The organism is Paenibacillus sp. cl6col, from assembly GCF_900102125.1.
GTDB lineage: Bacteria > Bacillota > Bacilli > Paenibacillales > Paenibacillaceae > Paenibacillus_B > Paenibacillus_B suaedae.
Window position 1 is genome coordinate 278,593 of sequence record NZ_FNAZ01000004.1, and the last position, 18,919, is coordinate 297,511.

Below are 18,919 nucleotides of genomic sequence, written 5' to 3' on the forward strand. Positions count from 1 at the left end.
AACGTAGCACAGGAGTAGTATGCTTGCTGCCATGCGTAAGTTGTATGCCAACTGCCATGCTCATGCTACTGCTCCTGTGCTATAGGTGCAGGTGAGTTTGGAAGGTTGATGGGGGATGCGGGGAGAATATCTATATGGTCTATTAATTCGTTGGGAGTATGGTTGGCATAAGACTTGGGCGGCAGCTACCGACTTTCAAACGATTGCAACTCGTCGATATAAGGGAGAGATATTCATGAGCGTGTATCCAATCGAACCACTTATTGAAGCCTTGCGCGCAAGTGCCAATCCAGACAGAGCGGCAGCGATGTCCGCTTATATGCGCGATCAGTTCCCGTTTCTTGGTGTCCCTCAGCCTGTACGTAAGATGTTGATTAAAGAGCATTCGCAGTTGTACGGTAAGCCGAAGTCTGCAGAAGAGATATTGCATGCAGCTCAGCATTTGTGGAATCTGGAGGAGCGGGAATTTGCTTATGTTGCAATGGGACTATTAGAAGGTGGAGTGAAGTTTTTCAATTTAGCACATATACATAGAATCGAGCAATTCATTGTAACCCGATCTTGGTGGGATACGGTTGATGGACTGGCAACCTGCACAATGGGAGGGGTGATGAAGCGATACCCTGAGGCTTGGGCGGAATATGCTGATCGCTGGATTCATTCGGATCAGATGTGGCTGAACCGCACAGGGATACTGTTTCAGTTGAAATACAAAGCTCAGACGAATACGGACTTGCTGCATCTTGCGATTCATACGCATATTGCATCGAAGGAATTTTTCTTGCAGAAGGCCATTGGCTGGGCATTGCGTGAGTATGCGAAGACAAATCCAGAATGGGTAAGGGATTATGTAGAGCTGCATGCGCTGATGCCGCTAAGCCGGCGTGAGGCATTGAAGAGATTGGAGAGCAGGTAATACAGCAGTAAGTGCGGCAGTGTGGCAAGCAGCTTGGTCTAGTTGTACAGATCCGTATTGGAGGCAAGCTAGTTCATATCTATCCAGCAAATACATTCATATCCAGTACATCCATTCATATAAAAAGTATTGACGAGTTCCGTCCCTATTTTTATAATACCAATTAAACAACTTGGAATTGTTATAATAAATAGATGAAGGGGTTATGATGATGAAGGAACAGAACTGGATCACCCTGCAAGACTGGAATGTCTATGCGAGCTGGGGGGCTGCATTGCTGCTCGTTATCTTGCTGTGGTGGCTTGCGAAGAAGAAAGTTGGGTTCGGCCTTCGCGTACTGCTGGCCATGGCGCTTGGCTTGACTCTCGGCGCGGTATTCGGAAAGTCTGCGGCAGATGTCAGTATTCTAGGCTCTATCTATGTCAGCTTAATTAAAATGGTTGTCATGCCGCTCGTATTTGCTGCTATTATTTCGAGTATTACCTCTGTGAAGGATCCGAACGTATTGAAGAAGCTTGGAACGAAGACCATTGCGTTGTTCCTGATTACGACTGCTATCGCGGCTGTTATCGGTCTCGGAACAGCTCTGGTTATTGATCCTGGTTCTGGTATTGCTCAGAGCTCGGAAGCGGCGCAGGGGTTCGAACAACGTGAGATCCCAACTTTCAAGCAAGTGCTGCTTGATCTCGTACCTTCCAACCCGATCAATGAGATGGCACAGGGTAAGGTCGTGCCGGTTATCATATTTGCTGCCTTCATTGCAGTGGCGATTACACTAGAGGGGCTGCGCAATCCCGAACGAGTACAGCCGATTCGCGCCTTCTTTCAATCTTTCTCCCATGTTATGTTCCGTGTGACGAAACTTGTTATTAAGCTTACTCCATACGGTGTGTTCGGGCTTATGACCTCGATGGCCGCCAAGTATGGATTATCGACCTTGAAGGAGCTTGCATGGTTTATTATAGCGGTCTATGTGGCGTGCTTGATTCATATGATTGTGACTTTCGGGTCGCTTGTCACCTTCGGTGCGCGTGTAAATCCAATTCGTTTCTTCAAGAAGGCGTATCCGACCATTGCAGTTGCTTTTACGACCCGCAGCAGCTACGCAACACTGCCCGTGAATCTAGAAGTGATTACGAAGCGAATGAAGGTGTCTGATCGAATTGCCAGCTTTGTGGCTCCGCTTGGCGCCACGATTAATATGAACGGGTGCGGTGGAATCTATCCGGCCATAGTTGCTGTGTTCATTGCCCGCGTATACGGTATTGACTTGAATATTGCCGATTACTTGCTCATCATTGGTGCAGCAACGTTAGCTTCTGTTGGCGTAGCGGGTGTTCCGGGTCCAGCGTCCATCTCGACGACTGTCGTGCTCGTTCAGGCAGGCCTGCCGATTGAAGGATTTGCACTTGTTCTTGGTGTAGATGCAATCGTAGATATGGCGCGTACGGCAGTTAATGCGACAGGCACAACGGTTGCGTCCTTGCTGGTTGGCAAAAGTGAAGGCGAGTTCGATCGAGAGGCCTTCAATCGTGATGAGGATGATGATATTGAAGTTGGACGAGAAGCGAAGAACAGTCATAACACTGTAAACGTATAGCATCGAGGAAGAGGAGTGCCTTCTAGTCTGCAGCTAGAAGGCACTCTTTTTTTTAATGAGAGCCTTAGGAAGGTTGGGTTGCGGTCGGTCGTAGTCGTTCCTTCACATCGCCAGTCATCCCACTAATTGGCTTATTGGAAGATGTGCCGCCTGTCATAGGAGTGCCACTAGATGCTTGCGTAATTCCATTCCTAAGTTATACCTGTATGTCACCCCAAAGGAGAAGCTTTATAACCCTCGCAGATGACTTTATAAAGAGCATCTGTATCACATCTGTACTATTCGCAATACCAATTCTATTGCGATATAATAGACTCTCAATCTGCAATTGATAGATTGGGAGAGGGGAAATACCAATGAGTCAGCATAGTATGACTGCGAAGTGTCTTGTATTTGCTCTGGGAACAGCAATTCTGCTCAGCGGCTGCCAAAGCACGGACAAGGCAGCAGTAACATCTGGACAAGAACAAGTTGACCCGGCATTGACACCAGCGCCGGATAATAATAAGCAGGGAGAAGGAAGCGGAGAGGGTCAAGGAGAGAATGGCTCCGCCAATACCGATGACGCATCATCGGTTACAGCCAAGCTGAAATCGGAATACGGACTCAGCTCCACGATTGAACAGCAAGGCGATAAGGCGGTTGTTACGAATCCGGAGTCCATCCTCGTTGTGGTCAATAAGGAGCGTTACTTGCCAGATGGTTATGAGCCGCCGGATCTTGTGGAGCCGAATGTGAAGTTCTCCTTCGAAGAGGCACATGAGAAGCGTCATATGCGCAAGGAAGCGGCAGAGGCGCTTGAGGAGATGTTCAAGCAGGCGAAGGAAGAGGGCGTGACGCTGCATGCCGTATCAGGTTACCGTTCCTTCAAGCGTCAGGAATCCCTATTCAATCATTACGTGAATACGCAAGGGAAGGAATATGCGGCCCGCGTTAGCGCAGTTCCTGGAACGAGCGAGCATCAGACGGGCCTCACGATGGATTTATCGAGTCCAAGTGTAGGCGATGTACTGGAAGAGGTATTCGGTGATTCGAATGAAGGAAAGTGGGTGGCTGAACACGCTCACGAATTCGGATTCATGATTCGCTATCCGAAGGACGGGGAGAGCATTACCGGTTATGTGTACGAGCCATGGCATGTCCGCTATGTTGGCAAGGAAGCAGCGAAGGCAGCTTATGACGAAAAATTGACGTTAGAACAGTTACTGCAATAATACAAATTATATTACTTAATACGAGAGGCTGAGCTTGGATTTCAAGCTCAGCCTCTCTTCATTCGATTCATCTGTCAACGATTGGGTGCACTACGAGGAAGCGTTCGATTGCTCGTCACGCTTCTCAGCCGCAAACCCTTCGATGCTGTGGCGGCGGCGCTCATTCTTGGCTTGCAAGTTATGACGCTCTGTCGCGCTAATCTCTTCAGCATGCTCAGTTAAATACTGCTCAGTTTCATGCAGTTTGCTCGATGTGTTATCAATTGCATTCTGCAGACGAGCTGCGTTGTTAGAGCGATCATCGGGTTTGGCCATGTTCGTGGTCCTCCTTCGTGATGACAGTTATCGGTTGACGCCGGTGAACATGACAGATCAAGTCCTCCGGCGTCATCGTTACGATGTGCAAATGGTGCGTGTTTTATCCAACCATTTCTCATCCCAGAGATGAACATCATCACTGCCCATGGGGAGCATTAGCACTATTGAGCATTCTCCCAAGGCAAGCCCTTCTGAATCGTGTTCGCCCAATCCTCGTGATTGTACGATAATATTTCTTTGCGCAGCTCCAGCATCTTCCGATCCAACTGATCGACTGCTCTTGCGGCCTCGGTTAACTCTTCTGTTACATGAGCCGGAACGTGCTGTTCGAACTTGTAGTAAATAATGTGCTCCAGACTTGCCCAGAAGTCCATGGCAAGCGTACGAAGCTGAATTTCTACATAAATCCAGCGTGTATCCTCGAATAATACGAGCGGCACTTGAACGATGACATGGAGACTCTGGTACCCATTGCTCTTCGGATTTTTAATATAATCCTTGATTTCCACGATACGAATATCTTCACGAGTCTTTAAATGTTCGAGTATGAGATAAATATCCTTAACGAAGGCGCAGACGATACGCATGCCTGCTACGTCATATATTTTGTCAACGATGGAATCGAGCGTCAATGGGAAGCCCTTGCGCTGCAGCTTGCTGAAAATGCTGTTAGGCTCCTTCAGACGCGTCTTAATATGTTCGATGGGCGGATAACCATTGCGTATTTTCCATTCCGCTTGAATGACCTTGATCTTAGTCTCCAGTTCTTCCAATGCAAGCTGATACAAGGTAGGCAACTGCTTTACCTGTTCGTATTGCTTCATAATCATATCGGTTTTGGACATGAAATATCCCCTCAATTTAGCACGGTATAGTAATCGGTTATTCGTCGTTTTTCTTCTTTTCCTAAATAACAACATAGCATCTGATCCTATTGTACTGGATAAAGGGTGTGTATTTCAAAACTCAACTTTCGGGCGCAACCCTATATGACGATGTTCCAAGCATCCAGGAGCAGTTGGCTTATTTCAGCCTTCTGTCCATGCACGATTGCTGGGGAACTGATGTACAACTGCTCGCGTGCCCTCGTTACGGCCACATAAGCAAGCCTGCGTTCCTCTTCAAGGAGCGTATCATTCGTGCTTGCGTTCTCCGCCTCAGGACGGGAGATGTCATGCATCTGTTCTGCTCGTGGTCCTGTTCGCAGTGCCGCCGAGCGGTCTGGCGGGGCTCCCTTGCGAAGCGCTGTGCGGTGAGGGAGAATTCCATCGGCCGCACCGATTAGGAATACTTCAGGGAACTCCAGGCCCTTGGCGCGATGAATGGTCATGCAGGTGACGGCATCCTCCAGATCCCCATCCTCTGCACGTTGCATCGCGGAAGGAGCTCTTGTCCCTGCCTGCATTGGTGCTCGTCCAGAAGACAGAGAGCTGTTTGTTCGATGCTGTGCTCCATACTCGGGGTTCATCGCAACATACTTCTCCTTCAACTCGTCAATATGCTTCAGGAAGGCCTCGACAGTATCGAAGCGCTTGGCTGAGGACTCCAATTCCTCAAGCGTATCCGCTGCCCCTTCTTGATGAGCGGTTGATCGTTCTCCAGAAGATGCAGCCGTGAACTTGTCATAGAATTCGCGTCGCATCTCTCGTAGCGCGATATATGGCTTCATCGCAGCCAGCTTCTTAATAAGCTTAATGCGTGGCTTGACGGCCTCGCGCTGGAAGGAGGGCAGCTTGTCCCAGCTCTGCAGATGGATAAGCGGATATTTCTTGGCCTTGCTCCGCTCTGCTCCCATCAGATATTGCATGCCTGTCTCCCGCGGGATATATAGTGCGGCAACAGCGCTGTCCAGTGCGCTGAACTCACGCGGGGCAAGCGACAGCCGAAGATGGTCGATAAGCGGGCGAACAAGGTTATGGTCATAGAAAAACGGCTCGGCTCCGAACTGGCGAAATGGAATGCCCTGTATCGTCAAGCATTCAATGAGTGCGCGGCTGGTGTTCGCTGTTCGGTACAGGATAGCAAAGTCTCGCCACGTATGCGTACCGGCACTAACAGCTGCTTGAATATGATCGGTGATAATCTGTGCCTCTTCCTCCGCATCGCGGGGGCGAAGATAGCGCGGCGCACTTGGTGCATGCTCCTTATCTGTCACGACATGAACGCCAGTTGGAGTTCTCATCTGCTTCGGCAGCCGCTCTTCATTATGGGCAATGACCGCATTGCCTAGGCCAACAATGGCTGGTGTAGATCGGAAGTTAAAGTCGAGCGTAACCTGCTTCGCTGCAGGGTATTGATTTTTAAATTCCGTGATATAACGATGGCTTGCTCCATTAAAAGTGAATATCGTCTGATCATCATCACCGAATACGGCTAAGTTTTGGTGCCCGCCGGTAATTCGTTGAAGTAGTTCATACTGCACAGGCGTCGTATCTTGAAATTCATCTACAAGCACATATTGGAAACGGTGGCGGAGACGCTCAAGCAAGTTAGCGTCTTCCTCCAGCAGCCGTAGAAGATCGATCAGCAGGTCATCGAAGTCTTTGCACCCTTGCTGCGCTTTCTGTTCTTCGAAGCGAATAAGCGCACGCCGCATATCGAGTTCACTTGCATTTGTTGTTTTCCAATCAGTAGGCATCAGGCGGCGTGATTTGAGCGAGGAGAGCGCAGCGAGCGCCGTCTCGGCTTGCAGGGTATCATGCAGCCCGAGCTCTCGTAGTATACGCTTCATCAAGCCATGCCGTCTGCGTTCCTCTGCCATCAGTTGGAAGGGAGGCGCATAAGCCTGCAGCAGCTTGAGAGCGAAAGAATGAAAGGTGCGTGCCTGAACCCTGCGAGCCATATCGCGTGTAACGCCGGGCAGCTTGGCAAGGCGCACTCGCATCTCTTGCGCAGCTTTATTGGTGAAAGTGACCAGCCATAGCGACTCAGGTGATACTCCACCGACGGTCATCAAATAGGCAGCGCGTGCGGTCAGCACGGATGTCTTGCCAGATCCAGCTCCTGCCAAGCAGAGCAAGGGCCCGTCTATATGGCGTACTGCATCCCGCTGTGCGTCATGCAGACGTATCCCTTGTCGCTCTAACGCAGCGAAGAAGTCTGCAGATGCAGGAAGGGCACCGTTGCCTTCATTGCTCGGTTGAGCGCGATCATGGCGAGAAGCTGTGTATGGGTCTGCCGATCGCGCTGTAGGCACGGGTTGTTCCCTCTTTATACCAAATGGATGAGAACGCCACTGGGCCCTGACCGTTTCTGATGAAGAAGGAGTGGTCATGATGGTGTATCTCCTTTATGATAGAAATAAGCGTTACATGATATTATACATGTTCTAGCAAGGCAGCGGACAGGGATACATGTTTTGCCTGAGTCATGCATACGTTGTTGTTGAAGACGTGTAATGACAAGTTCAAGGCAGAGAATAGCGCATGGTTGTGGCGATGGGTTTCACATCGCTAATACTGCGTTTATTAGTTTAACAGAGGAATTCTGCCGTAATGGCAGTTGAAAGGAGATATTGGGATGAACCGCTTTATACAAGTAATTAAAGATGGTGCTTCCAAAGCATCGGAAAAAGCGCATAACATGATGGAAATGAACCGGGTTCAAGCCCAAATAGTAGCTAAGCGCAAAGAATGGAAGCAGAATGTCTATGATATCGGCGAACTCGTATATGATGCCTATAAAAAGAATGACTTAACACTTGCGGAGGAAGGTTTGAAGGAAATTGCTAAGCTGAATCTGCTCGTTGAAGAAGAAATGAAGCTTCTGGATTGGAAGGTAAGCGAGCTGCGTAAACAGAAGCGATGCGAATGCGGCGAAATTGCCCCATTTTCGGCTAATTATTGTTCGGTATGCGGACGCAAGCTGCCAGAGCCGCCACAAATGGAGGAAGAAGAGATTGATGAGCTCGGCATGGCCTTCCTGAAGGCCAAGCGGGAAGAACAAGAGGAGGCGGCGGCTGCTCAAGAGGCTGTGCGCTATCCGGAACATACCGATTATAAGGAGCATGACTATACGTACGAGGAAGAGGAAGAAGATGATCATGTATTGGAGCCGCATGCGGAAGACTCTCAGAGCAGTGCATCTTCCGATCAAGGCCGGCTTAAACAAGGTGGAGCGGCCGATCGAGATCATGATGACTTGAACGTAACGGTCGGCGGTCGCCGAATTACCATTATGAAAGAAGAAGAAATAGCGGGTCGACGCTGTTCGAACTGCAACAGCACGGCAGACGAGGAAGCCAAATGGTGTGAACGGTGCGGGACGCCATTCGTATAAGCATCTGGTTCCGTTGCACCATTCACTTCGCGTAAGTTGAGGCAGTACAGACTGACAACAACCCAGCTGCAAGAAGTCTAAACTGGGAATGGGGAAATGTGTATCAGTCAGCTTATATGCATGGAATGACAATAGGGGCCTGCCATCTATGGAAATACGGCGGCCTCTTTTTCATTGTACGAGCAATACGAGTAAGGAGACACCTAGAGCAGGAGGAGTACGATGGAAGGTCAAGGTCTAATTACACATTTACGTTCATTGGGATTTACCGAGATGGAAGCTAAAATTATTGTCAGTCTATCCGAACAAGGTGCGATGACGGGGTATGAGGTTGCTAAGAAACTAGGCGTGTCGCGCTCCAATGTATATGCAGCATTACAGCGGCTCGTTGATCATGGAGTCATTCTGCATCGGGATGGAGAACCCTCTCACTATGCGGCATTGCAGCCGGAGGAATTGACGCGCATATTAGCCTCTCGATTAGATTCATCGCTTCACTATATTCGGGAGCACATGCCCGTGACAGAAGCGGATGAGACTTCGTTCTACAGTATCGAAGGTGAGCGGGCGGTTATCGAGACCGTGAAACGCGTACTGCAGGAGGCTAAGCTGGAAATTATCGCAGATGTGTGGCCAGAGGATGCGACCTTAATTCGGGAGCACTTGGCACTTGCTGAGGCGCGGGGAGTGAAGGTGCTGTGGTCCATCGCGGGTTCGGAGGACAATGCAAGTATGCGGGTGCCTTCCTTGTTCGATGCAGATGGCATGCGTCACACGCGTCCTTTTGCATTTATTATTGATCGTAAGGAAGCATTGGTTGGGTCAATGGGGGAAGGTGTGGCAACGAAGGCACTGCTTACAGAGCATGCAGCGATCACCCGGCTTGTCTTAGGGAAGTTCGTACAGGATCTCGTATTGTACGAATGGCAAAGCGAGATGGGGGCTGAAGATGCAGAGGCATTTAACAAGCGGATCCAAGCGGTCATCTCATCGTATTTTGATTAACATCAATCGTGACAGATAAGTGAAAAATGACCAAAACCCGAAACCGGTCAAAGTATCTTTACGTATAGAAACATATCGGAACGACTAGTATACCAGCAAGCCAAATCGGTGTTTGACATAGATACATGTAATGGATGTTGAAAGACTTCATATGCATGTAAAGTATGTGCCGATCTTCTTTCGGAGAAGATACGAGGAAGGACAGCTTCGCTAAGAGACAGCAAGAGGAGGGCATCGTATGGAGTGCATTGTACATTTTGAAGTTGTTCATCACGGAACTGACGAGATCGCGAAGCTTCGCGGCCTAGTTATGACACCGGATAAAGAGAAGCCAACTGTGGATGATGTGCAGGAAATGCTGCGCATGATGGGGTATGAAGTTCATTGTACGGATGAAGCAGCGCTTCGCTTCGAGCCAGATCGCGCGGGTACAGATGTAGAAGAAATTCGGATTAAAAAAGTGGATATGGGCGAGGAAGTATATACGCCAGATATGCAGCTTCGCGCGATTGCGGAGCAGCTTATGAGCAAGCCGAACCGTTCCATATAGCCATGTAGTCTCGCTATATCCGATTGGACAAAAAAGGCCTTCTTCCTACAGACATCATCACGAGGATGGTGTGGTGCAGCAAGAAGGTCTTTTGTTGAATGATCTTAAATGGAGAACTTGCCGTACGTGCTCGTTACGCTTTGGCTTCGGACTCGTTCAGGATAGAAGTACAGTGTCCGCAGCGAGTAGCTTCCTTCGGAATTTCCGACAGGCAGTACGGGCAAGACTTTGTTGTCTCTTCTGCTGGTGCTTCGGGCTTCTTGCGATGAAGCGCATTGATCCCTTTAATAAGCAGGAACACGGAGAAGGCCACAAGGATGAAGTCGATAATAATACTAATAAATTGGCCGTATGCGATAACGGGAATTCCCGCTGCTTGTGCTTGCGCCAATGACGATACGTCTTGATCACTCAAGTTAAGGAACAAATCCTTAAAGTTGACTCCGCCCATCAACAGTCCGAGTGGAGGCATAATGAGATCGTTGACAACCGAAGTCACGATCTTATTGAAGGCACCGCCGAGAATAACACCGACTGCTAGATCGATAACGTTGCCTCGCATTGCAAATTGCTTAAATTCTCCGAAAAATGATTTGACTTTTGATTCTCCCACGAATGGTTCCCCTTTCTCATGTAGGCATTACCATGTAATACTTACCCTTAATCGCGATACAGAAACAGTTTTTTTAGACAATCTTCGATTCGTAATGATGACTTGATGAAGGCTGAAGCATGAGCAGCTTATGTCTACCAATTGCAGCTTGGAGCGGAGTAGTGCCAATCCGTTCCCCATCACCATAAGCAACGCGATCGTTCGATGAAGTGATATGAACATCATGTCCGCGCAGCATCGAGACATAAGGCAGATTCACATGCTTGCCGGAAAATACGGTCGGGAATAGCTTCATTAAGGTCCAACGGGTGCAGCTGTGTACAATGCATATATCCAGCTCTCCGTCATGTGGGTCAGCTTGTGGACTGATACGGATTCCTCCCCCGTAGGAAGAGGAGTTGGCGATAGCCGTTAGCCACACGTTGTCAAAATGATGTATGGTACCGTTGATTGTAATGGAGGCTCTTGCGGGCTTGAACGTGAACATCGCAATGACCGCGCCGATCAAATAGGCAGCGGAGCCTATTCGAAGTTGGTTGCACCAACGCTTATAACGGCTCTGGTTGACGGCTTCTGCTACTTCCGCATCAAATCCTGTCGCCAAAGCGGTCAATGTCCACTTGTCGTTGATCTCGATCAGATCGACAGCATTTCGCTGCCCGTGAAGAATGGTATGCAATGCTTGCAATGGTTCAGTAGGTATATGAAATCCTCGAGCGGTATCATTGCCTGAGCCAGCAGGAATAACTCCTAATGCAGCTTGGGTACCTGCTAGAATTGGCAGTAGTCGATGAATCGTTCCATCTCCGCCGAGTACCACAATCGTAGAACGAGGGTATTTCGTAAGATGAGCACTTACGTGCATCTCTGCTTCTTCGGGTGTTGCTGTCACGCAGGAGGTATATTCGATCTCTAGCTGCTGCATACGCGACTCTATCAATTGCCATGTGCGCAGCCCTTTTCCATTGCCTGCATGTTGATTGATTACAAAGAGCATCAAGATTCCATCTCTCCCATGTTTGCCGAATCCAAGACGTTTCATACGGGCACTATATTAAGATTGCACTGACTATTATTCTGTTTACTGCTATTCCATAATAGCAGAACGTTTTCTGTTTGGGGTGATTTTCGGGCAGGAAGTTTATATCAAATGTAAATGTTTGTGAGAGAGATTCATGAACATCGTTCAAAATTGAGTATTTCTTGCTCGTGTCGAAAAGGGAAAATGGGGAAGCCGTCGAATGGATATAAGAAACATTTTCCATATTTGCTCATGTGAATAGTTCAGGGGAGGGACAAGGTAATGTCCATGTTCAACCGTTTCCTAGGGAGCATTGGTCTTGGCACGGCCCAGATCGATACGCTTCTGGAACGTGGAAGATATGCACCGGGCGAGGAATTGCGTGGAATTGTGAAGCTGCGGGGAGGCCATATCCCACAGTATGTCGAGCGCCTTGAGCTTGTATTAATGACGGAGTATGCGCGCCAATTGGATGGCCGAAGTGAGCGCAGTTATTGTGAGCTTGAGCGCTATACAATCTGTGAATCTTTCACGCTAAGTACGAGTGAGACGAAGGATGAGTCATTCTCCATTGTATTGCCGAGTCGGGTTCCACTTACGATTGATAACACCCCTGTATGGCTGATGATAGAGCTAGGCATAGACCGTACTAGCGACATCGAGCCAAATGACCACGATCGAATCGAAATTATCCCTACGGTCGAGCAGAGCATTGTAATTGACGGTGTGAACCGACTTGGCTTCCGACTGCGGACTGCGGACTGTATTCATGCCCCACGAATCGGCGGTAAATTCCCATTTGTACAGCAATTCGAATTCATTCCTACCTCTTATTTTCGCGGAGAAGTTGAAGAGATGGAGCTCATCTTTTTGGCGGCAGAACACCAGACAGAACTGCTCGTTTATCTCAATGGACGTGCGCGTAATGTGCGGGGGATACTTGTAGATACGGATACGACAGTTGATCATTTCCTTCGCTTTCCGCTTACGAACCTCGAATGGCGCAGCATGGGGGCTGAAGGCTTCGCGGGTGAACTGGCAGAAATGATCCGACAGCACTTGTAATTGTTCCAGATGTGCAAGGTAAGATTGCCTCACGCTTCAACCGATTGGCTATATGAATCGAATATACATAACGAAGGGAGAGATTCGGAGCTGTAGACAGCTTGGAATTTCTCCCTATCATTTTAAGGAAGTATGAACATATGCGGCTTATTTATCGCCACGGTCGGTATGCTTGCGCGGACTGGTTTGCTTGGACTGCTTCTGCCTTGTCTCATCTGATTTGGCAATAAGCCGCTGATCCGTCTCACCTGTGTGGTGATTGTCGAACAAATATTGCTGGAGCTCCCACTCCGAAGCACCAAGCTGAGGATCAGATGGGAAGGTCTGACCGCGGTGCAATACTTCCTCGCGTCCCCATTCATTGGCATAGATGCCGTCCACTTCAACATGCTCCCTCGATATCGGATTCATCTTATGGTCATTTTCAGTCATGCAGGTCATGAGCTCCTTTCGTTTGCTGCGTGCAAGCGTCAAGCTTCAGGTGATGGATCATCACCTCATTGAATGCTCTTATTAAGGTGCCCTGCCTACTTGAAAATATCCTGTGATGAATACAAAGGAAACATTTCAAAGAATGAGCGATTCGATTCCTTAGTAAATGATGTCTACAGCTTCTAGAGTTGATAATGAGCTTCGAGCTTCTTCCCGCCGAGCCAGAGCAGGAACAGAACAGCAACCGCGACTAGAATGCGCCATGGCTGATGGATAAATCCCTGCCAGTCGTGGCCGATGAAGGCCATGATGAATATGACGACCGACTTCCCGGCAAATACGGCACAAATGAATGTACGAAACGGGATCGTGCTAATTCCTGCTGCGATATTGATTAGCGCTGATGGTGTGAATGGGAAACAATATAAGATGAACAACGGTGTGAATCCTTTGGTCTCCAGCCATGAGAAGAATCGCTGCGATGAAGGCATGTTCTTCTGCAGGTAAGCGCTGAACCGGCCGCCGAACTTACGAGCCAACCAGAATACAAGGCAAGCCCCTAGGCTTGCGCCAATCCAGGAATAGAGGAAGCCAAGCCCTAAGCCGTATGCTGCTGCATTTGCCATAACAAATACGATAAGCGGCAAGAAAGGCAGGATGGCCTCCACGAGCGGGAGCAATATGCCAGGTAACGGCCCCAAGTTCGAATATTGCTGCATCCAATGCTCGACTTGATTGATATCCAAATGTTTAAGCCAACTGATTGTGTTATGTATCCACTCCCACAAAACAAGTTCCCCCCGATGTTGAAACTACAGTTCCTTACGCTGTTGCTTAGTACATGTAACGTATGAGCGTTCTAATAGTTTCATTGTCTTGAATCTACTGCGGTTCATGAATTAGATAAAATAGAAACCTCATTACAATTTCCGGAACTCACTGAAACTCGCTGCATAATGGTTCGTTGAAGCTATTGCTCGGCAAACCAGCGTGATGGAAACAGCAAATACACGATGGAGACGATGCCGAACAATGCTGCGCTAATCCATACGACCATGCTGGCAGACGTAGCGCTCGCAATAAAGCCCCCGAGAACGGGGCCAATGAGGACGCCAATGCCCTCCACAGTGGATAACAGACTCCATCCTAGTCCCTTCTGACCAGGTGGGACATAGAGGGCGAGCAGTGCATTCCACGCGGGAAGCACTGCGGAATATGACAGGCCGAGAACCACGGCCAGTCCGTAAGCCATCAATTTCGACGGGTGCAGTGACAATGAGGCAAGCGTCAAGGCGAATATGCCGAATCCAATCACAAGGAATGGCTTGCGGCTGCTCTTATCTGACCATTTGCCCATCGGGACTAGCCCAAGTACTGTACAGCCGCCGCCGAGGAGCAGAAGAAGTGAGTATTCTCTGTGCTCGGTGAATGATAAAGACTCTGCAACAAATGTGGGCAGAATCGGCACGAGCATGCTTGCTCCGAGTGTCTGCAGAATCATGCCGGGCAGCAGCGGCTTGATCGCCTTCAGCTTCTCGCGCAGTGCCTCCCACTGCTCACGAAATGGAACGGAAATACGTTCGGCTTGCTTGCCGCCTGCGACGAAAAAGCTGAGCAGCCAAGCGACAGTGGACAAGGCAACAAGCAGCCAATAAGAGATTGCAGGCTTATAGTCTAGGATAAGGTTCAACACGACAGGGCCGGCGCCCATCCCAACTAGCCATATCATATAGAGGAAGCCCATTTGGGCAGCTCGTTGATCTTCTTTTACCTTCGTTAAGCAGACAATCCATACGGGAGATATTCCAACGCCATATAAGGCAGCTGCCAAGATGAACACCCATGGAATATTTCCGTAATGGAACAGAGCAATCCCTGTCAGTGAAATAAGCAATCCTATATTAATAATCAATCTGGCGGGGAAACGATCCAGCAAATATCCGATAGCTGTCTTAAGCAGCGTATCCGTCAAGTAATGTGCGGTAGTCGCGGCCCCGATAATGGCAAGGCTAATGTACAGTATGTTTTGGCCATAGATAGGGATGAATGAAACGAGCGCTGCTCCTCGCACAAATTCAACGAAGAATAAGATGACGGCTAGCAGCACGATGTCCCTTCCCATGCCTAATGCACGAATTTTTTTCACATACAACGCCCCTTTCCTGATTGTACCATTATATCGTGCGGCACAAGCCCTCGCCAGCAGCGATAGTCGGATTGAATATTAAGAAAATGTAGCAGCAGACAACAGCTGCTCTTCCATCCAACGCTTCGGATGTCTCCACCGGCATACATGTGGATTGCCAGCGAACACGGCAGTAAGGGAGCGCGACGGCACTACATATATAACTTGTCCGCCATGACCAACTGCACAAGCTGCCTCCTTGCTGCCTAATTGGTGGAGCCACCATTGGTAGCCGTAGGCGCCAAAAGCAGGCATGCCAGGTGAATAGGGGCGATGCGATTCCGTAATCCATGTAGAGGGTATGACGTGAAAGCGCTCGTCTGATCCTTCATTACCAGCAGGTTGGATGGAACCACCGTCTAGTATGAGCTGGCCGAATCGAAGCATATCTGGTCCAGTCAGCCAGAGTCCAATATGGCCTGCTGCATGCCCGTCAGGAGATAAGTCCCAGCGGTAATGATCGATGCCTATTGGAGATAGGAGATGCGCTCTTGCATATTCATCTGCACGTATCCCAGTGCAAGAGGTGAGCAGAACCGATAACAGATGGGAATCAATGCTCCGATATTGAAATTGTCCGAACCGTTCGGGATGGACGGGCAGTCGCAGCGCATACTTTACCCAGCTGCTGCTGTTATGGAAGCTGCGTATCCAGCGCTCTCCGAGTCGATTGCCTGTCTCCCATAGCAAGCCTGATGTCATTGTAAGCAAATGCTTGAAGGTAATGCGGTGCCACCAAGTATCTTTCTGGCGTTTGCCCACGATGTCTTGCGGCAAATAGTCAGCAATTGGTTCATGCAGCGAAGGCATGTCCCCACGATGAACGGCAATGCCCACGAGTGTTGAGATAAAGCTTTTGGTAGCGGAACGCAGATCATAGAATTGCCCAGGTCTTACCCCTTCGGCATACACCTCTGCGATTACTTGTCCATGACGCGCACACGCGAAGTAATACATACGGGGGAACAATTTAGGCAGCGTACCCAATGCCTGCTGCAATTTACCATGGTCAAATCCAGCCTGTTCCGCTGCGTAAGCTTGAATTGGACTTGAGGGATGCTGATTCATTTGAGATTGCTCCTGTTTATTGTAGTAGTAATGGAATTTAAGCCTTACGACAGCATGATTACGCGTTGTATGTTAACTCTAATGTTGTTACTAGCATACCCAATGGAGAAATGATTAAGATATGTTGGTGTGATTTTGCAGCTCGGCTGAATATGATATACTAGAACTAAAAGGTTGCAAATTCCAGTAAGTGAAGCGATAGTCCAATTGGTTCTCCGTTGCGGGGCATGATCTACAACGCTTTGGGAGGGAATTTTCATGGCAACAAAAGGTCACAACGAAGTGAAAGAAAGCTTGTTGGAGATGACACGTATTTTCCGTCCGAAGAATCCTCGGAAATTCGTGAAGGAGTACATCCGGAAGTACCGGATTATGGGTGGCTATGAAGATGAATTAACTCAGCTTGTAGAGTTGGAAATGTGCAAAATGGATTCCAGTGTGTCGTAACGTCATAACCGTCTCTGATCAGACATTACGAGGAACTGAAGTGCTAACCTGCGAATGTAAGGAATAACTGAGAATACGTACAGAGTAGGCGCGCCGGTAAATCGGGGCGCCTTGTTTGCGTATGTATGGGTTAAATGAAGGGGTTCCAATAGTGCTTCTATAACAGATGATCCCGTGCATATACTTATCATTGGGACATGTAACGTTGGGGGAGTAAGCGATGGAGAATACGAAGACTGCTGCGCAGCTAGAGCTGATGCAGAAGGCAGGATACTTGGCAGCCCGCTGCCATCGTGAAGTGGCGTCAAGGCTCGCACCTGGCGTTACAACGGTGGAAATTGACCAGTTCGTAGAGAGCTGGTTATTGCAGCAGGGAGCAACTGCTGAGCAGAAAGGGTATTATGGTTATCCGTATGCAACATGCGCATCAGTGAATCAGGTTGTATGCCATGGATTCCCGTCTGCAAAACCTCTTAAATCAGGTGACCTCGTTACGATAGATTTTGTGGTGAATTACAAAGGATGGCTCGCAGATATGGCATGGACCTATGGAATTGGCCACATACAACCTGAGGCCAAGCGTCTTATGCAACAGACACTTCATGCATTACGATACGCAGCGAAGCTGGCGACCCCTGGAAGGGCGGTTGGGGATATAGCGGCTGCGATCGGACGAATGGGGCGTGATGCGGGCTATGGAGTCGTTACTGCGCTTGTGGGGCATGGTATCGGGCAGTCTATTCATGAACCTCCTGAAATTCCGAATGATGGATGGCCTGGACGTGGGCCTAATTTGGAAGAAGGGATGGTCATAACGCTTGAACCGATATTTACGCTAGGTACATCTGGTGATGTGATTCTGGGTGCAGATGGATGGTCTGTTGCTACATGTGACGGTTCCTGGGGAGCGCACTTCGAGCATACCGTAGCGGTGACTGCAGATGGACCGCGTATTTTGACTTGTCTTCCATTTACACCAGGGGGAAAGAATAATTCGTCATGGACTTAGGATAGGGCAGATCAACTATATACCCATAATTATATAGGTAGAAATATGAGGGAGCGATGCGGCCTGCACCCCCCCCTAAAACTAGTGCAAGTAACTCTCATCATTCTCAACGTCAGTTAGAGTTGTTCGACGTCTCATGAGTTGTTAGTGCATTGTGCGGTGTATAAGCTTCATAATATCCGCCTCTGCGAATTGCAGAGAATCTCCAGGATAAGCGTGCATGACATAAGGAGTTAATCCGTTGAATAAGTCCATATTGGCGCTAATTCGAACATGTTTCACCCCAGAGGTCTGACTCCGAACCGTCTTGTCGATGGTGTGAAGGAGCTCATCTGATAATTTGTCGCTCTGCTTCACTGTACGTACCGGACTATCCGATGTAATGAAGCGCGGGGGCCAGCGATTCGCCTCGCGTTCCATATGTCCAGCTGTATTTGGGGCGCCGATTCGGGATTGCTCATGCTTGCCTCCGCTGCCGATTGTACCTAGGCCTGTGCCATCAAGCGTGAGCGCGACATAAGCGGTATCCTTATGCTGCAAGACATAGGCTACACTGACTCCATCCAGGTGTCCGACAGCATCGCTGACAGATTGATTGATGAACAGGGGACGCGGATTAGACAATGCCTGCGGCTGAGATGTGGAATGGGACTGCATTGTGTTCTGTTTCGTACGATGGTTGCTTTCGGTGCCCATTTGGGGCAACGGGGTTCCAGAAGGTGCTGATTGCTCCTTGACCTTCCGATCTGCATAGTTCGCCTTCGTGTTGCCTCCCGGCGACCTTGACTTCTCAGCCTCCATCCCAGCACAGCCGGAAGAGACCAGCATGACAGCGGCGATTATAAATGTGACAATCCAGTGAACGTGATTTGCGTTGTTGTGAACATCATTTGACAACTCCATTCAACCTCCTTATTTACTTCCATTAGTGTTCAAAAATCAACATGTGAGTATGCGGAATATAGATTTTTGTGATCAAAACAGGCAGGAAACTGCCAGAAATTGAGTGGTTTCGACAAAGGAGAGCAGTCTCATTTTGTATTTTGTAACCGTTTACAAATACTGATATAAAGCCGTTTTTCAGAGTATTTGAACACTTTGTGAACTGACCGGGAAACATTGACAAATAAATATATGGAAATTATATTTAGGTAAGTGATTGTAGTAATTGACAGGATTACGACATCCGTGTTTAAAC

The 18,919-nt window shown here is 48.7% G+C and carries 19 protein-coding genes; 9 read left to right on the plus strand and 10 right to left on the minus strand.

The genetic code is table 11. From position 1 onward, the window contains the following. Window positions 1-115: 115 nt before the first annotated feature. The 3 genes from BLS15_RS13120 to BLS15_RS13130 all read left to right on the plus strand — a co-directional run bounded on the left by BLS15_RS13120 (window position 116) and on the right by BLS15_RS13130 (window position 3,730). Window positions 116-916 (plus strand): DNA alkylation repair protein, encoded by an 801-nt coding sequence (locus BLS15_RS13120; RefSeq protein ID WP_090511887.1) that lies wholly within the window; start codon window positions 116-118, stop codon window positions 914-916. Between the two features lie 211 nt (window positions 917-1,127). Continuing rightward, complete coding sequence (locus BLS15_RS13125) at window positions 1,128-2,516, plus strand: dicarboxylate/amino acid:cation symporter (protein WP_090511892.1); 1,389 nt, start codon at window positions 1,128-1,130, stop codon at window positions 2,514-2,516. Window positions 2,517-2,872: 356 nt separating this feature from the next. After that, window positions 2,873-3,730, plus strand: a complete 858-nt coding sequence (locus BLS15_RS13130) for a M15 family metallopeptidase (protein ID WP_028533558.1) — start codon at window positions 2,873-2,875, stop codon at window positions 3,728-3,730. Window positions 3,731-3,820: 90 nt separating this feature from the next. On the opposite strand, the gene tlp is transcribed toward BLS15_RS13130, so the two are convergent. From tlp to BLS15_RS13145, 3 genes are all read right to left on the minus strand, one after another. Continuing rightward, a complete protein-coding gene (gene tlp, locus BLS15_RS13135; RefSeq protein WP_021256236.1) occupies window positions 3,821-4,045 on the minus strand; it encodes a small acid-soluble spore protein Tlp in 225 nt (74 codons plus the stop codon). A gap of 164 nt (window positions 4,046-4,209) precedes the next feature. After that, entirely contained in the window at window positions 4,210-4,893 is a 684-nt protein-coding gene (locus tag BLS15_RS13140; protein ID WP_028533559.1) for a GTP pyrophosphokinase, read from the minus strand. Between the two features lie 140 nt (window positions 4,894-5,033). Continuing rightward, window positions 5,034-7,244: an ATP-dependent helicase gene (locus tag BLS15_RS13145; RefSeq protein WP_254777339.1), complete on the minus strand. Its 2,211-nt coding sequence runs from the start codon at window positions 7,242-7,244 to the stop codon at window positions 5,034-5,036. Between the two features lie 323 nt (window positions 7,245-7,567). Between BLS15_RS13145 and BLS15_RS13150 the strand changes: the two genes are divergently transcribed. The 3 genes from BLS15_RS13150 (at window position 7,568) to BLS15_RS13160 (ending at window position 9,881) form a co-directional block, all read left to right on the plus strand. Beyond that, complete coding sequence (locus tag BLS15_RS13150) at window positions 7,568-8,326, plus strand: hypothetical protein (RefSeq protein ID WP_090511900.1); 759 nt, start codon at window positions 7,568-7,570, stop codon at window positions 8,324-8,326. Window positions 8,327-8,548: 222 nt separating this feature from the next. Next, window positions 8,549-9,331: a TrmB family transcriptional regulator gene (locus BLS15_RS13155; RefSeq protein ID WP_021256232.1), complete on the plus strand. Its 783-nt coding sequence runs from the start codon at window positions 8,549-8,551 to the stop codon at window positions 9,329-9,331. 238 nt (window positions 9,332-9,569) lie between these two features. After that, window positions 9,570-9,881 carry a dipeptidyl aminopeptidase gene (locus BLS15_RS13160; protein WP_090511905.1) on the plus strand — a complete coding sequence of 104 codons (312 nt, stop codon included), beginning with the start codon at window positions 9,570-9,572 and terminating at the stop codon, window positions 9,879-9,881. Between the two features lie 133 nt (window positions 9,882-10,014). Here the strand turns inward: BLS15_RS13160 and mscL are convergent, their stop codons facing one another. Both mscL and BLS15_RS13170 read right to left on the minus strand, forming a co-directional pair. Next, window positions 10,015-10,494 (minus strand): large conductance mechanosensitive channel protein MscL, encoded by a 480-nt coding sequence (mscL, locus tag BLS15_RS13165; RefSeq protein WP_021256230.1) that lies wholly within the window; start codon window positions 10,492-10,494, stop codon window positions 10,015-10,017. Window positions 10,495-10,567: 73 nt separating this feature from the next. Beyond that, window positions 10,568-11,491, minus strand: a complete 924-nt coding sequence (locus BLS15_RS13170; protein WP_051250017.1) for a diacylglycerol/lipid kinase family protein — start codon at window positions 11,489-11,491, stop codon at window positions 10,568-10,570. A gap of 306 nt (window positions 11,492-11,797) precedes the next feature. On the opposite strand from BLS15_RS13170, the gene BLS15_RS13175 reads away from it, so the two are divergent. Beyond that, window positions 11,798-12,580, plus strand: a complete 783-nt coding sequence (locus BLS15_RS13175) for a sporulation protein (protein WP_090511911.1) — start codon at window positions 11,798-11,800, stop codon at window positions 12,578-12,580. 147 nt (window positions 12,581-12,727) lie between these two features. On the opposite strand, the gene BLS15_RS13180 is transcribed toward BLS15_RS13175, so the two are convergent. From BLS15_RS13180 to BLS15_RS13195, 4 genes are all read right to left on the minus strand, one after another. After that, the gene (locus tag BLS15_RS13180) at window positions 12,728-13,012 is read right to left on the minus strand and encodes a hypothetical protein (RefSeq protein ID WP_021256227.1); all 285 of its coding nucleotides are present in this window, start codon (window positions 13,010-13,012) and stop codon (window positions 12,728-12,730) included. A 182-nt stretch (window positions 13,013-13,194) separates the two neighbouring features. Continuing rightward, complete coding sequence (locus BLS15_RS13185; protein WP_021256226.1) at window positions 13,195-13,800, minus strand: TVP38/TMEM64 family protein; 606 nt, start codon at window positions 13,798-13,800, stop codon at window positions 13,195-13,197. 182 nt (window positions 13,801-13,982) lie between these two features. Then, window positions 13,983-15,158, minus strand: coding sequence for an MFS transporter (locus BLS15_RS13190; protein WP_090511916.1), 1,176 nt, complete (start codon window positions 15,156-15,158; stop codon window positions 13,983-13,985). A 78-nt stretch (window positions 15,159-15,236) separates the two neighbouring features. After that, on the minus strand, window positions 15,237-16,265 hold the full coding sequence (locus BLS15_RS13195; protein WP_090511919.1) for a serine hydrolase domain-containing protein: 1,029 nt from the start codon (window positions 16,263-16,265) through the stop codon (window positions 15,237-15,239). A gap of 258 nt (window positions 16,266-16,523) precedes the next feature. On the opposite strand from BLS15_RS13195, the gene BLS15_RS13200 reads away from it, so the two are divergent. Both BLS15_RS13200 and map read left to right on the plus strand, forming a co-directional pair. After that, the gene (locus BLS15_RS13200) at window positions 16,524-16,712 is read left to right on the plus strand and encodes a hypothetical protein (RefSeq protein ID WP_021256223.1); all 189 of its coding nucleotides are present in this window, start codon (window positions 16,524-16,526) and stop codon (window positions 16,710-16,712) included. A gap of 220 nt (window positions 16,713-16,932) precedes the next feature. After that, complete coding sequence (map, locus tag BLS15_RS13205) at window positions 16,933-17,721, plus strand: type I methionyl aminopeptidase (RefSeq protein WP_021256222.1); 789 nt, start codon at window positions 16,933-16,935, stop codon at window positions 17,719-17,721. A gap of 144 nt (window positions 17,722-17,865) precedes the next feature. Here the strand turns inward: map and BLS15_RS13210 are convergent, their stop codons facing one another. After that, window positions 17,866-18,624, minus strand: a complete 759-nt coding sequence (locus tag BLS15_RS13210) for a hypothetical protein (RefSeq protein ID WP_021256221.1) — start codon at window positions 18,622-18,624, stop codon at window positions 17,866-17,868. Between the last annotated feature and the right edge of the window lie 295 nt (window positions 18,625-18,919).

Excerpts from the sequence above, each read along its gene's own strand:
- BLS15_RS13120 (WP_090511887.1), top strand. The coding sequence starts at position 116 with ATGCGGGGAGAATATCTATATGGTCTATTAATTCGTTGGGAGTATGGT.
- BLS15_RS13125 (WP_090511892.1), top strand. The coding sequence starts at position 1,128 with ATGAAGGAACAGAACTGGATCACCCTGCAAGACTGGAATGTCTATGCG.
- BLS15_RS13130 (WP_028533558.1), top strand. The coding sequence starts at position 2,873 with ATGAGTCAGCATAGTATGACTGCGAAGTGTCTTGTATTTGCTCTGGGA.
- tlp (WP_021256236.1), bottom strand. The coding sequence starts at position 4,045 with ATGGCCAAACCCGATGATCGCTCTAACAACGCAGCTCGTCTGCAGAAT.
- BLS15_RS13140 (WP_028533559.1), bottom strand. The coding sequence starts at position 4,893 with ATGTCCAAAACCGATATGATTATGAAGCAATACGAACAGGTAAAGCAG.
- BLS15_RS13150 (WP_090511900.1), top strand. The coding sequence starts at position 7,568 with ATGAACCGCTTTATACAAGTAATTAAAGATGGTGCTTCCAAAGCATCG.
- BLS15_RS13155 (WP_021256232.1), top strand. The coding sequence starts at position 8,549 with ATGGAAGGTCAAGGTCTAATTACACATTTACGTTCATTGGGATTTACC.
- BLS15_RS13160 (WP_090511905.1), top strand. The coding sequence starts at position 9,570 with ATGGAGTGCATTGTACATTTTGAAGTTGTTCATCACGGAACTGACGAG.
- BLS15_RS13170 (WP_051250017.1), bottom strand. The coding sequence starts at position 11,491 with ATGCTCTTTGTAATCAATCAACATGCAGGCAATGGAAAAGGGCTGCGC.
- BLS15_RS13175 (WP_090511911.1), top strand. The coding sequence starts at position 11,798 with ATGTCCATGTTCAACCGTTTCCTAGGGAGCATTGGTCTTGGCACGGCC.
- BLS15_RS13180 (WP_021256227.1), bottom strand. The coding sequence starts at position 13,012 with ATGACTGAAAATGACCATAAGATGAATCCGATATCGAGGGAGCATGTT.
- BLS15_RS13195 (WP_090511919.1), bottom strand. The coding sequence starts at position 16,265 with ATGAATCAGCATCCCTCAAGTCCAATTCAAGCTTACGCAGCGGAACAG.
- BLS15_RS13200 (WP_021256223.1), top strand. The coding sequence starts at position 16,524 with ATGGCAACAAAAGGTCACAACGAAGTGAAAGAAAGCTTGTTGGAGATG.
- map (WP_021256222.1), top strand. The coding sequence starts at position 16,933 with ATGGAGAATACGAAGACTGCTGCGCAGCTAGAGCTGATGCAGAAGGCA.
- BLS15_RS13210 (WP_021256221.1), bottom strand. The coding sequence starts at position 18,624 with ATGGAGTTGTCAAATGATGTTCACAACAACGCAAATCACGTTCACTGG.